At 64.4% G+C, this 13508-nt stretch carries 13 protein-coding genes and 4 tRNA genes; 10 read left to right on the top strand and 7 right to left on the bottom strand.

All coding sequences use genetic code 11. The annotated features are described in order from the left end of the window. The 4 genes from AWB72_RS21420 (at position 1) to AWB72_RS21435 (ending at position 999) form a co-directional block, all read left to right on the top strand. Positions 1 to 76, top strand: a tRNA-Gly gene (locus AWB72_RS21420). An 80-nt stretch (positions 77 to 156) separates the two neighbouring features. Continuing rightward, a tRNA-Gly gene (locus tag AWB72_RS21425) sits at positions 157 to 232 on the top strand. A gap of 91 nt (positions 233 to 323) precedes the next feature. Continuing rightward, a tRNA-Cys gene (locus AWB72_RS21430) sits at positions 324 to 397 on the top strand. A 107-nt stretch (positions 398 to 504) separates the two neighbouring features. Next, complete coding sequence (locus tag AWB72_RS21435) at positions 505 to 999, top strand: GNAT family N-acetyltransferase (protein ID WP_040051420.1); 495 nt, start codon at positions 505 to 507, stop codon at positions 997 to 999. Here the strand turns inward: AWB72_RS21435 and AWB72_RS21440 are convergent. Next, on the bottom strand, positions 906 to 1814 hold the full coding sequence (locus AWB72_RS21440; RefSeq protein WP_087128672.1) for a cytochrome c oxidase assembly protein: 909 nt from the start codon (positions 1812 to 1814) through the stop codon (positions 906 to 908). The genes AWB72_RS21435 and AWB72_RS21440 overlap by 94 nt on opposite strands. 2 nt (positions 1815 to 1816) lie before the next feature. Next, positions 1817 to 2458, bottom strand: a complete 642-nt coding sequence (locus tag AWB72_RS21445) for an SCO family protein (protein WP_040051421.1) — start codon at positions 2456 to 2458, stop codon at positions 1817 to 1819. Between the two features lie 263 nt (positions 2459 to 2721). On the opposite strand from AWB72_RS21445, the gene otsB reads away from it, so the two are divergent. After that, the gene (otsB, locus tag AWB72_RS21450) at positions 2722 to 3474 is read left to right on the top strand and encodes a trehalose-phosphatase (RefSeq protein WP_040051422.1); all 753 of its coding nucleotides are present in this window, start codon (positions 2722 to 2724) and stop codon (positions 3472 to 3474) included. Then, positions 3471 to 4853 (top strand): alpha,alpha-trehalose-phosphate synthase (UDP-forming), encoded by a 1383-nt coding sequence (gene otsA / locus AWB72_RS21455; protein WP_040051423.1) that lies wholly within the window; start codon positions 3471 to 3473, stop codon positions 4851 to 4853. Before otsB ends, otsA begins: the two co-directional genes overlap by 4 nt. A gap of 53 nt (positions 4854 to 4906) precedes the next feature. Here otsA and AWB72_RS21460 read toward each other — a convergent pair whose 3' ends face one another. Continuing rightward, positions 4907 to 6730, bottom strand: coding sequence for an ABC transporter ATP-binding protein (locus AWB72_RS21460; protein WP_087128674.1), 1824 nt, complete (start codon positions 6728 to 6730; stop codon positions 4907 to 4909). Between the two features lie 899 nt (positions 6731 to 7629). On the opposite strand from AWB72_RS21460, the gene AWB72_RS21465 reads away from it, so the two are divergent. The 3 genes from AWB72_RS21465 (at position 7630) to AWB72_RS21475 (ending at position 10333) form a co-directional block, all read left to right on the top strand. Continuing rightward, positions 7630 to 8691: a glycosyltransferase family 4 protein gene (locus AWB72_RS21465; RefSeq protein WP_087128676.1), complete on the top strand. Its 1062-nt coding sequence runs from the start codon at positions 7630 to 7632 to the stop codon at positions 8689 to 8691. Between the two features lie 291 nt (positions 8692 to 8982). Beyond that, a complete protein-coding gene (locus AWB72_RS21470) occupies positions 8983 to 9813 on the top strand; it encodes a hypothetical protein (protein WP_087128678.1) in 831 nt (276 codons plus the stop codon). A 46-nt stretch (positions 9814 to 9859) separates the two neighbouring features. Then, a complete protein-coding gene (locus AWB72_RS21475) occupies positions 9860 to 10333 on the top strand; it encodes a DUF2214 family protein (RefSeq protein ID WP_208863164.1) in 474 nt (157 codons plus the stop codon). A 110-nt stretch (positions 10334 to 10443) separates the two neighbouring features. Here AWB72_RS21475 and AWB72_RS21480 read toward each other — a convergent pair. The 4 genes from AWB72_RS21480 to AWB72_RS21495 all read right to left on the bottom strand — a co-directional run bounded on the left by AWB72_RS21480 (position 10444) and on the right by AWB72_RS21495 (position 12628). After that, a tRNA-Val gene (locus tag AWB72_RS21480) sits at positions 10444 to 10518 on the bottom strand. 67 nt (positions 10519 to 10585) lie between these two features. Beyond that, entirely contained in the window at positions 10586 to 11323 is a 738-nt protein-coding gene (gene dnaQ, locus AWB72_RS21485) for a DNA polymerase III subunit epsilon (RefSeq protein WP_087128679.1), read from the bottom strand. Between the two features lie 25 nt (positions 11324 to 11348). Next, positions 11349 to 11807, bottom strand: a complete 459-nt coding sequence (gene rnhA / locus AWB72_RS21490) for a ribonuclease HI (RefSeq protein ID WP_040051429.1) — start codon at positions 11805 to 11807, stop codon at positions 11349 to 11351. Then, on the bottom strand, positions 11807 to 12628 hold the full coding sequence (locus tag AWB72_RS21495; RefSeq protein WP_040051430.1) for a class I SAM-dependent methyltransferase: 822 nt from the start codon (positions 12626 to 12628) through the stop codon (positions 11807 to 11809). The genes rnhA and AWB72_RS21495 overlap by 1 nt, the downstream gene beginning before the upstream one ends. A gap of 17 nt (positions 12629 to 12645) precedes the next feature. Here AWB72_RS21495 and gloB point away from each other — a divergent pair, with 17 nt between their 5' ends. Continuing rightward, positions 12646 to 13485 carry a hydroxyacylglutathione hydrolase gene (gloB, locus tag AWB72_RS21500; RefSeq protein WP_052449979.1) on the top strand — a complete coding sequence of 280 codons (840 nt, stop codon included), beginning with the start codon at positions 12646 to 12648 and terminating at the stop codon, positions 13483 to 13485. Positions 13486 to 13508: the final 23 nt, after the last annotated feature.

Consider the following 13508-nt stretch of genomic DNA (forward strand, 5'->3'; position numbering starts at 1 on the left):
GCGGGAGTAGCTCAGTTGGTAGAGCGCAACCTTGCCAAGGTTGAGGTCGCGAGTTCGAGACTCGTCTCCCGCTCCAGATTTGGAAGTTCGGTGTGAGCAGCGCTAATCGGTTCGGTCGGCGAAGCGGCATCGGAAAGCAGTAGCAGTGCAGGATACGCGGGAGTAGCTCAGTTGGTAGAGCGCAACCTTGCCAAGGTTGAGGTCGCGAGTTCGAGACTCGTCTCCCGCTCCAGTCAAAGGGGAAGCAGCGCTTCCCTTTTTGTTTGGCAGTCTTTGTTGGTATCTGGCTGGCTTGAGGCCGGTCGGCACACCACACCGCTCGTGGCGCGATAGCAAAGCGGTTATGCAGCGGCCTGCAAAGCCGTTTAGACCGGTTCGACTCCGGTTCGCGCCTCCACTTAAAAAGCCCTGACTCGTCAGGGCTTTTTCTTTTTCCGCGCCGTTTTGCTCCGGCTGCCGCGCGGCATAATTGCGGCACGCCGAAAGGCCCACGATACCTACATCATGACCACCCAACTCTCCGACCTTGAATGGCGCTGGAAGCGCTTCGACGACCTGACGACCGCCGAGGTCTACGACATGCTCGCCGCCCGCAGCGCCGTGTTCGTCGTCGAGCAGAATTGCGTGTATGGGGATGTCGACGGGCTCGATGTCGACGCGTGGCATCTGCTGGCGTACGGGGAAGGGGAGAAGCGTCCGACGCTCGCGGGTTATCTGCGCGTGTTGCTGCCGGGCTTTCCGGACGCGAACGAGAAGGACGTGCGCATCGGCCGCGTGCTGACGACCGCCGGCTTTCGGGGCATGAAGCTCGGCAACGCGATGCTCGAACGCGCGCTCCACGAAATCCTCAAGCAATGGCCCGATGAGCCGGTCAGCCTGCACGCGCAGGCGCATCTGCAGCGCTTTTACGGGGCGTTCGGTTTCGTCGCTTCGTCGGGCGTGCATGACGAGGACGGCATTCCGCACGTCTGGATGCGCCGTCCCGGTTTCGATTCCTGACGCAGCCGCGCCCGCGCCGATAGCCGCAGCCAGTGCCGCAGCGCGATCAGCGCGCCGATCACGCTCATCATCGAGCCGGGAATCCAGAGCAGGAGACCGCCTACCTGCTGGTCGCGCATCGGCGTGATCCAGGTGAAGGCGCGGCCGCAGATCGAATAGATCGGATAAAGCTCGTGCGACGAAAAAAAGATGAACGCACCGAGAATGATCTGCGGCGGAATCGCGGCGATGACCACGAGAATGCGTCGTCCGGGCGCGAGCCGAGCGGGCGGCGCGGGGCGCGGATCGAGCACGAGCCACCAGAAGAGCAGGCCGTCGATCACCATGCTCCAGTTCATCACGCGGTAGAGGCGATAGTCGAGCATCGCCTTGAAATGGATGGGCGAGAGCAGCCAGAAATAGATCAGCCCGACGAACAGCACCACCGCGACCACCGGATTGAACACGATATCCGCCGCCACGCGCGCCACCCGCGTTTGCGCGGCGGGACGCAGCCAGCGGCGTCGCCATTCGAACGGCACGCCCGCGCGCAGCGCCGCGCCGGGATACGACAGCGCGATCAGAAAAGGCCCGAGGTGATGCAGCACCAGATGCTGCAGCCGATGCATGAAGAACTCGTGCTCGAAGAAGTAATCGAGCCGCGTATGCAGCGCGACGTAGAGCGCGCCCAGCCCCAGCCAGAACGCGATCCGGCGCGATAGCGACACCCGCGCATGCCGCGCGCCGCGCGCGAACAGCACGGCGGCGATCAGCACCGCGATGACGACCGTCGGCGACGGCTCCCACGGATCGAGCCAGTAGAGGAGCGTCGTCATGGTCAGGCGTCCTTCGAGCGGATCACGCGGCGCAAGTCGGCGGCGATCGCGTCGATCGAATCGCGGTCGGTGGCGAGCAGGCGCGCGTGGCCGTCGCGATCGAAGATATAGACCGCCGAGCTGTGCGTGACTTCATACGCGCCGCTCGGATCGCGCTTCTCCATCTGATACGCGATGCGATACCGCTGCGCCACCGCTTCGATCGCGCGATCGTTGCCCGTGAGGCCGACGGCGTGCTTGTCGTCGAAGGCGCGGACGTAGGCGTGCAGAAGCGCGGGCGTGTCGCGCGCGGGATCGACGGAGACGAACATGATGCGCGCCTTGTCCGCATCCGGCCCGAGCTGCTGAAGGACCTGCATGAGGCGCGCCATCGTTTCCGGACAGACATCGGGGCAATGCGTGTAGCCGAAATACACGAGCGTCGCGCGGCCCGCGAAAGACTGGCCGGTGACGTGCGCGCCGGTATCGTCGGTGAGAGAGAAGTCCAGATCCGGCAGATGCCCGGAAACGTCGGTGAGATGCCACGGCTCGGCAGGACGCGAGCAGGCGGCAAGCGTGCAAAGCGCCAATAGCGCGACGAATCCGCGCCAGCGTGCGGAGCGCCGAGCGGGCGAAAGCGGTGAAGCTGGGAACGAAGCGTGCATCGAGATGAGCGAAAGCGGCGTGCTGCGGGGGTTTGAAGGCTGAAGCATCTATCGCAAAATACACGCCTTCAGGGTCGCAGGTGGCGCATCATCTAGCTTGCGGCCTATTTTTGAGACGATTTGCCGCATACTTCAGGCTCGCCGAAAGCCCGCCGATTTCGTTCGTAAGCGCGACGACATGGAAACCGAAAGGTTTCGCACGTAACATGCGCGCCTGAGCGCCGGCTCGCGCCCATTCAAGGCAAACCACAGGCCCACGATCGATGCAAATTCTTCCCGATTCCCTGTCTCTTGCCGAGACCGCGTTTTTCTTCGATTTCGACGGCACGCTCGTCGAGCTCGCCTCCACGCCCGACGGCATTTTCGTGCCGCGTTCGGTGCCCGACATCCTCGCATCGCTGCGGCGCGCGACGAACAGCGCGGTCGCGGTGCTGTCGGGGCGCGCCATCGACGCCATCGACGGATTCCTGCAGATGCCTGATCTGCCCGTCGCCGGCATGCACGGCGCGGAGCGGCGCGACGCCAACGGCGATGTCCAGCGCATCGGTTTCCACGACGAGCGGCTTCTGCGCATGGAGCACGTGCTCGAAGCCGTCGTCGGCGCGAATCCCGGCATGTTGCTCGAAATCAAGGGCGCGGCGCTCGCGCTGCACTATCGCAACGCGCCCGAACGCGAGCCGACCGCGCGCGCGGCCACCGAGCGTCTGGTGAAGGAATACGCCGACGCCTACGTGCTTCAGCCGGGCAAGATGGTCTACGAAATCAAGCCGAAGGACGTCGACAAGGGCCGCGCGCTGCGTGCCTTCATGGCCGAGCCGCCGTTCACGGGCCGCAAGCCGGTGTTCATCGGCGACGATCTGACCGATGAAAAAGGCTTCGCGGTCGTCAACGAATTCGATGGCCTATCGATCAAGGTCGGCCCCGGCGACACCGTCGCGCGGGCGCGTATCGAATCGGTGGAACTGCTGCTCGACTGGCTGCAGGTGATCGCGGGCACGGCGGGGAAGCACGCGTGAGCCGGCTCATCATCGTATCGAACCGGGTCGCGCCGATCTCGGAAGGCGGCCCCGCGGCAGGCGGACTCGCGGTCGGCGTGTACGACGCGCTCAAGGAAACCGGCGGCGTGTGGTTCGGCTGGAGCGGCGACGTGCTCGCCGCGCCGCCCGAAGCGATCAGCCTGGAAGAGCAGGGGCCGGTGACGTTCGCGACCATCGGGCTCGCGCGCCGCGATTACGACCAGTACTACCGCGGCTTTTCGAACGCGACGCTCTGGCCCGCGTTTCACTATCGCCCGGATCTGATCGAATTCGATCGCGACGAATACGACGGCTATTGCCGCGTGAACCGATGGCTCACCGCGCAGCTCGCGCCGCTGCTCAGGCCGGACGACGTCATCTGGGTTCACGATTACCACCTGATTCCGTTCGCACAGGCGTTGCGCGAGCTGGGCGTGAAGAATCGCATCGGCTTCTTTCTGCACATTCCGTTCCCGGCGTCGCAGATTTTGCTGAGCGTGCCGCGTCATCGCGAACTCGTCGAGGCGCTGTGCGCGTTCGATCTGCTCGGCTTCCAGACGGAGCCGGATCTGCGCGCGTTCTGCGATTACATCGAAACCGAAGCGGGCGGCGCGCTCACGCGGCACGCGGAGAAGCCGGTCGAAGTCCGCGCGTTCGGCAAGACGCTGAAGGCGGCGGCGTATCCGATCGGCGTGTATCCGGACGAAGTCCGCGCGCTCGCGAAGGACGGCGAAAGCGGCCGCGACGTGCAGACGGTCAAGGCGACGCTGCACGAACGCAAGCTCGTGATGAGCGTAGACCGGCTCGATTATTCGAAGGGGCTCGTCGAGCGCTTCCGTGCGTTCGAGCGCCTGATGGAGCACGATCCGCACCAGCGCAACAACGTGTCGTTCCTGCAGATCGCGCCGCCGACGCGCTCGGACGTCGACGCCTACCGCGACATCCGGCTACAACTGGAAGCAGAGTCCGGGCGCATCAACGGGCGATACGCCGAACTGGACTGGACACCGATCCGCTATATCCATCGGCAGTACGAGCGGCCCGTGCTTGCCGCGCTTTTTCGCGAGGCGCATGTCGGCTTCGTCACGCCGCTGCGCGACGGCATGAATCTCGTCGCGAAGGAGTACGTGTCCGCGCAGGATCCGGACGATCCCGGCGTGCTCGTGCTCTCGCAATTCGCGGGCGCGGCGCGTGAGCTGACGGCGGCGCTGATCGTGAATCCGCTCGATATAGACGGCATGGCCGAAGCGCTCGCCACCGCGCTCGCGATGCCGCTCGATGAACGCCGCGCGCGGCATCGGGAAATGTATGCGCTGCTGCGCGACAACAACGTGTCCGTGTGGCGCGACAATTTTCTGAGTGATCTGAAGACTCGCTGAACGCAAAAAAGCCGCGCTTCCTTTCGGAGAGCGCGGCTTTTTTGTCTCGATGCTCAGGCCGGCTGCTTGTGCGGCGTCGCGACGATCGACGGCAGTTTGCCGTGCTGCTTCGCCAGCAACTCGCGATACAGCCCCGGACGCTCGCGCAGTTCTTGCGGCGAGCCGTCGTCGATGACCTTGCCCGCGCTCATCACGATGATCCGGTCGAAGTTCTGCAGCGTCGAGAGCCGGTGCGCGATCGCAATCACCGTGCGGCCGACCATCAGCCGGTCGAGCGCCTGCTGAATCGCTTCTTCCGATGCGGAATCGAGCGCGGACGTCGCTTCGTCGAGCAGCAGGATCGGCGCGTTCTTCAGAATGGCGCGCGCAATCGCGATGCGTTGCCGCTGTCCGCCCGACAGCTTCACGCCGCGATCGCCGACGATCGTATCGAAACCTTCCGGCATCGCTTCGATGAAGTCCGTGCAGCGCGCCTCGCGGGCAGCGGCGAGCACTTCCTCGCGGCTCGCGTCCGGACGCCCATACGCGATGTTCTCGAACACCGTGCGATGGAACAGCGAAATGTCCTGCGGCACGAGCGCGATCGCGTGGCGCAGGCTGTCCTGCGTGATCGCGCCGATATCCTGGCCGTCGATCTTGATGCTGCCCTTCTGCGTCTCGTAGAAACGCTGCAGCAGCGCGAGCACGGTCGACTTGCCCGCGCCCGACTTGCCGATCAGCCCGACGCGCTGGCCCGGCTCGATATGCAGATGGAAGTTGTCGAGAATCGGGCGGCGGCGCGGATACGCAAACGTGACGCCTTCGAAATCGACGCGTCCGCCTTGCGGCACGAGTTCCGTCGCGTCCGAGCGATCCGGCATGCCGTGCGGCTCGAGCAACGTCTGCACGGCTTCCGCGAGACGCGCGACGTGCTGCGTGACATCGACGAGCGCGACGGCGAGATCCCGCGTTCCGTGCAGGATCGTGAAGCCGAGCGAGCTGACGAGCACGATGTCGCCGGACGTCGCCTGGCCTTTGGACCATAGCCACAGCGCCCAGCCGAGCAGCCCGGCGGACAGGATCGCGGTCACGACCGCATGGAACAGGCGCAGCTTCTCCAGATACAGCAGGCTTTGCTGACGCGCGACCATTTCGGCCTTCACGGTCGAGCCGAAGCGCTTCTGCTCGCGGAAGGTCATGCCGAACGCGCGCACGAGCGACATGTTGCCGATCACGTCGACGAGTTCGCCATCCACCGATGCCGCCTTCGAAGCGAAGCTGTGATGCCGCGCCGAGCCGCGCTTCGCGAGCCGGTACAGGATGAACGCGAGCACGAGCGAGCAGCACATGAGGCCGGCGGCCATCAGCGGATTCACCGCGACGATCATCACGATCGCGCCCAGCACCGCGATGCACGGCGGCAGGACGTTCCACGCCATCACGTTCTCGGACGTATAGATCGCGTTCGATGTCGCCGTGATCCGGCTCGCGAGCATGCCCGGCTGCTTCTCCGAGAAGTACGTCGGCGAGTGGCCGGACAGATACGAGAAGAGATCCTTGCGCAAGTCGCCGGTGACGATCACGAAGACGTGCGCGCCGACCCAGCCGCCGACCCGCCAGAGCAGGTTGTCGGCGGCGATCAGGCCGACCAGGATCATGAACGCGCCCCAGAGCGGACCGGGATGGCCGCGCCCCTGGCCGAGCACGTCGATCAGGTGCTTGATTGCGTACTGCGAGGCCAGCGCGCAACCGACCGCGGCGAACACGCTGAAGAGCACGACGGCATGAGCGACCGGGTGCCGGCGGATGTAGCGCAGGAGGAACGCGAGCGGGCGATTCGCATAGCTCGCGAGCTTCGCGTTGTGCGCGTTACGCTGGGAGACGGTGAGTTGGTCCAATGGTCTTTTTTGGTCGTAAAGCGGTTGAGCGTATGTTGCGCCTTCGGGCGATGCCGTTCAGATTGCACGTCCTGTCCGATACGCGCGCCCGCTGCGGCGCGATTCACGTCAAACCGGGCGACGCAGCGCCGCCTCCACTGGCTGAATTGTAGCCAGTAACACGACGGACGAACGTCATTCAGGCAAATGATGCGCGGAACATGTTGCCGGCCGAACATCGGGCAGGCGTTCTTCCAGTCAGCCACCTCGACGCTGCCTCGCGCCGCTGCTGCATGAGTCGCGCGAGCTGCCCCAAGTGGCTTCGGGCTTGGGCGCGCATTGTAAGCACAACGTGCGCTTTTTTGCGATGAAGCGTTGCCAGCGACGCTCGCCGCTGCGCACCCGTGGCGCCTTCGCGACAGCAGGGACGAAAGCATGCGCCGCGCCAGCATCGCAATGAGAAGACTCCGCGATTTGCGAACGCGAGGACATTCCCGTGCATCGCCGCGGCACAGGTCCAATGTAGAACAACCTTAATAAACATGGGTTTGCAAAGTGTTTCCCCGGTGTAACAAGGTAAATAAGTTGAAATGACCGCCTGTAGCCGCTGTAAAAAGCGCCATAATCCGCCCCGGGTTTTCACCTAGGTTTTTTGACAGGTTTCTGTAGGAAGCCGTCAACCTGCCGGACGCAAGCGCGTTAATTCCATGCGTGGCGTTTTTTGAGATATGGTCTCGGACTTGCTTTAGTCCGAATCGCGCCAACCAAGTGATCGGCGACCCCGCTTTTTCACTCGAGCACCAAGCGCCTGCGCCGCGGCGAGTACGCGGCGGCAGCTTTCGCCCGAGCCGAGCGATTCGCTTTCGACGTCAACATGACAGCAGTACCTTGCCTGACCTTTCATTAGGAGTTTCACGACAATGCGAATCGCTCAAATCGCGCCCCTCCACGAGGCTGTTCCGCCGAAGCTGTATGGCGGCACGGAACGCGTGGTGTCTTATCTGACCGAGGCGCTCGTCGAGGCCGGACACGACGTCACGCTCTTCGCGAGCGGTGATTCGCAAACGTCCGCGAAGCTCGAAGCCTTCTGGCCGCAGGCGTTGCGCCTGGATCCGACGATCCGCGACACCATGGCCCCGCACATGCTGCTGCTCGAAGAAGTCCGCCGCCGCGCCGACGAATTCGACGTGCTGCATTTCCATATCGACTATTACCCGTTCTCGCTGTTCGCACGCCAGCCGGTGCCGTTCCTGACGACGATGCACGGCCGTCTCGATCTGCCCGAACTGCAGCCGATCTTCAGCACGTTCAACGACGTGCCGGTCGTGTCGATCTCGGATAACCAGCGCCAGCCGCTGCCGCAGGCGAACTGGCTGTCGACGGTCTACCACGGCCTGCCGGAAAATCTGCTGACGCCGATCCCGAACGTGCAGCCGGGCTATCTCGCGTTCCTTGGCCGCATTTCGCCGGAGAAGCGCGTTGACCGGGCGATCCGCATCGCGCAGGCCGCGGGCATGAAGATCAAGATCGCCGCGAAGCTCGACAAGGCCGATCGCGCTTATTACGAAGAAGAGATCAAGCCGCTCTTCGCGCTGCCGCACGTCGAGTACATCGGCGAGATCAGCGAAAGCGAGAAGACCGAATTCCTCGGCAACGCGCACGCGCTCTTGTTCCCGATCGACTGGCCGGAGCCCTTCGGCCTCGTGATGATCGAGGCGATGGCTTGCGGCACGCCGGTGATCGCGTTCAATCGCGGCTCGGTGCCGGAAGTGATCGAAAACGGCGTGTCGGGCTTCGTCGTCGAAGACGAACTGTCGGCGATCGCTGCGGTCAAGCGCCTCGATACCCTGTCGCGGGCGAAGGTTCGCGAAGCGTTCGAAACGCGCTTCTCGTCGAAGGTCATGGCTTCGCGTTACGTGCAGAACTACGAAGAACTGCTGCGCCAGAAGCGCCGCACGGTTCTGCGCGAAGCCAACGCCTGAGCGTTCCTGCTTCGACCGTGCCGCAGCGATGCGGCATGAACACGCCCCGCGCGCCGGAAGGTTCGCGGGGCGTTGTCGTATTGAAACAGTAAGATTGAGATTTGGAGCGCCGGACCGCTTACCGCACGCGAAACCTCTGACGAGACGCGCAATCTCCCTATAATGACCGGGCTTCGCGGCGCGCGAAGCGCATCGCCGCGTGGCGGCGTGCATGATGTATCGACAGCAACTCATTGCATGGGACCGGGTAGGGCGCTCGAGCGCCGATCCCGGTCGACAGGAGCGGACGTTTTGGCGAGACCCAAGCAAACCACCGCGGCCCCGGCACCGGGCGCAGGCACCGTTTTCGCGCTGCGGGCCATCGGCGTGGTACTCCTGGCGCGATGGGCGTTCTCGATGTCCCAGATGGGCTATCTGTCCTCGCTGCGCGCGATGACTTCGTCGCCGTGGGCGTGCCTCAATCTTGTCCTCATTTTTCTGCTGATCGTGCTGCCGGGCGCCAAGGCGCGCATGGAGCGGCCGCTGCATCCGCTGCCGCAGTGGCTTCGGCAAGCGCTGCGGTTCATCGCGCTGCTCGCGTTCGGATTCGCGGTATTTTCGGTCGGCGCGTTCGTCTGGGCCGCCGGCTGGCGGCGCTTCGTGCATGCGCTCGCCGAAAGCAACGGCTGGGTCGCCGTCGGTCCGGCGCTCTATGCGGTCGTCATGTGGATTTGCCGGCCGCGCGCGCTGTGGCGCACGAACATCGCCGCGCGGCGCTTCGCCATCGGCCGATACGCCATTTCACTCGATCCCGTGACCCGCACCGCGATGGTCTGGGCGGAAAGCCGCAAGCTCGGCCAGTACGACGCACGCGAGCTTTCGGTGAAATGGCCGATGCCGCGGGAACCCGGCCCATCGCCCGCGCCGATGCTGACGCCATCGACGCATCCGCCCACGCCGTCGGTGCAATCGAGTGGCGTCGCGCGGCGAAGCTGGCTCGCGCGTCGTCCGAAAGTCGAATTGCTATGGGATTCGCCCGCCGCCGCCGGGCACAACCGCAAGACGGTGTTCCGCGCGCCGCTCGCAACAGAAGGCGATCGCAATGCGGCGCGTGCGCTCGACACGACCTTGCATCAGGTCTGAGGCGTTGCAAAGAGCAGGTCTTTCTTGTCGATCGTGGGAGGAAAGGATGCTGATACGCTGGTTGCTTGCCGCGCTCCATCTGGTTGGTTTCGGCTTCGCGCTCGGTTCCGTGCTCGCGCGCGCCCGCGCGCTGCGGCGGCTCGATGCCACGCAGTCCGTGCAAGCCAATGAAACGCGTCTGCGCGACGTGTTCCGTTCGGATTCGGTGTGGGGCGTGACGGCCATCGTGCTGATCGTGACCGGCGTGATGCGCGCGTTCGGCGGCTTCGAGAAGGCCGGCGCGTACTATCTGCACGAGCCGCTCTTCCACTTGAAGATGACGGCGCTCGTGGTGATCCTGCTGATCGAAGTATCGCCGATGCTCGCGCTGATTCGCTGGCGCATCGCGCTTGTGCAGGGCGGAGCGATCGATCTTACGCGGGCGCGGCGCTTCGCGTGGATGAGCGATCTGCAAGCGACGCTCGTGATCGTGATGGTGATCGCGGCGAGCGGGATGGCGCGCGGCGTGTGGGCGACGTGAGATTCGCAACGTCCGAACACGTAAGCCGGCGAGACAAATGAAAAAGGCCCAAGTCGTGAGACTTGGGCCTTTTGGTCTTCGGTGTCTTGGCGTTACCAGCACCAGAATTCTGGTGGGTAGTACTGGGATCGAACCAGTGACCCCTGCCGTGTGAAGGCAGTGCTCTACCGCTGAGCTAACCACCCGAAGAGATTGAGATTATGTCAGGACGATCGCTGTTCGTAAAGTCCTTCTTAAAGAAAAATCACAAAATTATGCGGCAACCGCGTCGTGCTCGATGGCAGGCGCTTCGACGCGCCACACGCTCGTGCCCTTGACCGCCTTGTCGAGATCGTTGAGCACGGCTTCGTGGGAGGCGAGTTCCTCGGCGGTGGCGGCGATCACCGGCAGATCGAGATCGTCGAGCGAGATGCGCGGCGCGGCGCTCGTGCCTTCCAGTTGCGCGTCGCCCAGCATGTCGATGACGAGGCTTTCCTGGCCGCGCGTCATCGCGAGATAGACCTCGGCGAGCAGTTCCGAATCGAGCAGCGCGCCGTGCAGCGTGCGATGCGCGTTGCTGATGCCGAAGCGGTCGCACAGCGCATCCAGCGAATTGCGCTTGCCGGGGAACATCTGCTTCGCGTGCGCGAGCGAATCGATCACGCCCGCGCACATTTCGGTCACCTTCGGCAGTCCGAGCAGTGCGAACTCCATGTCGAGAAAGCCGATATCGAACGGCGCGTTGTGAATGATCAGCTCCGCGCCGGTGATGAAGTCGCGCAACTCGGCGGCGATGTCGGCGAACTTCGGCTTGTCGCGCAGAAACTCGGTCGTGAGGCCGTGCACCGCGAGCGCGCCCGGATCGCTGTCGCGCTCGGGGTTCACGTAGAGGTGCAGGTTGTTGCCCGTCAGCCGGCGATTCACCAGTTCGACGCAGCCGATTTCAATGATCCTGTCGCCCGTGCGAGCGTTCAGGCCGGTGGTTTCCGTATCCAGTATCAGTTGGCGCATGAAGTGTCTTTGTCGGTGCGTACGTTCAGCTGTCCGCGAGCGATGTCACGCCGCGATTGGCGAGCGCATCGGCGCGTTCGTTTTCGGGATGTCCCGCGTGGCCTTTCACCCAGCGCCATTCGATCTCATGTTGCCCGACGAGCGCATCGAGCCGCTTCCAGAGATCGGCGTTCTTGACGGGCGTTTTCGCGGCCGTCATCCAGTTCTTTTTCTTCCAGCCGTGAATCCACTCGCTGATGCCTTTCTGCACGTATTGCGAGTCGGTATGGATCACGGCGTGGCAGGGACGCTTGAGCGCTTCGAGCGCGGCGATCACCGCCATCAGCTCCATGCGGTTGTTGGTGGTGGCGGCTTCTCCGCCGAACAGTTCCTTTTCCAGCGAGCCGAAACGGAGCAGCGCGCCCCAGCCGCCGGGGCCGGGATTGCCCTTGCAGGCGCCGTCCGTGTAAATGTCGATTACCTTGGTCGATGCGGATTCAGTCATCAATGCTCGTTGCGAGTGTGCGGGGCGGCGACGGGCGCGAGGCCGGGCGCGAGCGCGGGCTTTTTCAGCTTGCGCGGGCCGATGAGGCGCATGCCGCGCACGCGCTTCACCGCCGTGATCATGTAGGCCGCGCCGAAAATGGGCCACCAGCGGTCGCCCGCGGGTTCCATGAACTGATAGCGCTGCAGCCATTTGTCGGTGAGAAGCGGCGGACGATAGCAGCCAAAGCGTCCGCGTTCAAGGTCGAATCCGAGCAGCTTGATCCAGTCCTTGATGCGCGTGAACGCGATCATCTCGTGCGCCGCCGGCACGAACGGCCGTCCCGCCACCTTGCCGAGCGATTGCCGCGCGCCCCAGAGACTCAGCGAATTGAAGCCGAGGATGATCAGTTGGCCTTCGGGCACGAGCACGCGCTCCGCCTCACGCAGCAGCCGATGCGGATCGCGCGAAAATTCCAGCGTATGCGGCAGCACGAGCAGATCGACGCTTTGCGCCTCGAACGGCAGATCGAGGAGATCGCACCAGACCGTGCTGCGGCCTTCCGGCGAGCTTGCGACAGGAAGCGCGCTGACGCCTTTGCCCGGCGCGAGCGGCAACGTGTAGGGCGCGCTCGCGCCGCTTTCGGCATCCAGCACCAGCGCGCGGCCCGTCATGCGGTTTTCGCGCAGAGCGTCGAGCTGAGGCATGCCGAGCTGGAGCGCGTGATAGCCGAAAATGTCCGACACCACGCGGTCGAGCTGCGCCTGCTCCCATTCGAGCACGTAGCGTCCGGGCGCGGAGTTCGTCCAGGCAGGCCAGTCTATAATCGCTCGGTCAGACATGTTCGGATGCCGCGTAGATGATCGCCATGGATTCACTTGCTGAAGATTCGTCCAAGCCCGCGCTTGAATACGTGCCGGTTCCGGCGTTCGAAGACAACTACATCTGGATCGTCTCGGACTCGCGCGATGCCGTCGTCATCGATCCGGGCGACGCCGCACCCGTCGAGGCTTACCTCGCCAGACGCGGCTGGCGGCTGACCGCTATTTTACTCACGCACCATCATCACGACCATGTCGGCGGCGTGAAAGCCCTGCTCGATAGCCGAACGGCAGAGGGCGGCGTGCCCGTGTACGGCCCGGCGGGCGAGCGCATCGAGCATGTGACGACGCGTGTAACGGGCGGCGACACGGTGAGCATCGCGCGGCCGGCGCTGGAATGCTCGGTCATCGACGTGCCGGGTCACACGGCGGGACACATCGCCTATTTCCAGGCGGCCGACACGCGCGGCACGCCGCATCTTTTTTGTGGCGATACGCTTTTCGCGAGCGGCTGCGGCCGTCTCTTCGAAGGCACGCCGAAGCAGATGCTCGCATCGCTCGATGCGCTCGCCGCGCTGCCCGACGCCACGCGCGTGCACTGCGCGCACGAGTACACGCTGTCGAACATCCGCTTCGCGCGCGCATGCGAGCCGGACAGCGCCGCGCTCGCCCGCTGGCACGACGAAGCGCAGGCCTTGCGCGATGCCGGCAAGCCCACGCTGCCGACGACGATCGCGCACGAAAAGGCGGTGAATCCGTTCTTGCGCGTGGACGAGCCGGCGATCCAGGCGACGCTTTCGGCGCAATCCGGCGAGGCGGTGTCGAGCCGCCTCGACGCTTTTCGCGTGATGCGAAGCTGGAAAGACAAGTTCCGCTGAGCCGAAAACTTTGCGGCGAAGTT

Source organism: Caballeronia concitans, from assembly GCF_001544615.1.
GTDB classification, from domain to species: Bacteria; Pseudomonadota; Gammaproteobacteria; order Burkholderiales; family Burkholderiaceae; genus Caballeronia; species Caballeronia concitans.

Bases quoted from the DNA above. Each gene is read 5' to 3' on its own strand.
- AWB72_RS21435 (WP_040051420.1), top strand. From the start codon at position 505: ATGACCACCCAACTCTCCGACCTTGAATGGCGCTGGAAGCGCTTCGAC.
- AWB72_RS21440 (WP_087128672.1), bottom strand. From the start codon at position 1,814: ATGACGACGCTCCTCTACTGGCTCGATCCGTGGGAGCCGTCGCCGACG.
- AWB72_RS21445 (WP_040051421.1), bottom strand. From the start codon at position 2,458: ATGCACGCTTCGTTCCCAGCTTCACCGCTTTCGCCCGCTCGGCGCTCC.
- otsB (WP_040051422.1), top strand. From the start codon at position 2,722: ATGCAAATTCTTCCCGATTCCCTGTCTCTTGCCGAGACCGCGTTTTTC.
- AWB72_RS21465 (WP_087128676.1), top strand. From the start codon at position 7,630: ATGCGAATCGCTCAAATCGCGCCCCTCCACGAGGCTGTTCCGCCGAAG.
- AWB72_RS21475 (WP_208863164.1), top strand. From the start codon at position 9,860: ATGCTGATACGCTGGTTGCTTGCCGCGCTCCATCTGGTTGGTTTCGGC.
- dnaQ (WP_087128679.1), bottom strand. From the start codon at position 11,323: ATGCGCCAACTGATACTGGATACGGAAACCACCGGCCTGAACGCTCGC.
- rnhA (WP_040051429.1), bottom strand. From the start codon at position 11,807: ATGACTGAATCCGCATCGACCAAGGTAATCGACATTTACACGGACGGC.
- AWB72_RS21495 (WP_040051430.1), bottom strand. From the start codon at position 12,628: ATGTCTGACCGAGCGATTATAGACTGGCCTGCCTGGACGAACTCCGCG.
- gloB (WP_052449979.1), top strand. From the start codon at position 12,646: ATGATCGCCATGGATTCACTTGCTGAAGATTCGTCCAAGCCCGCGCTT.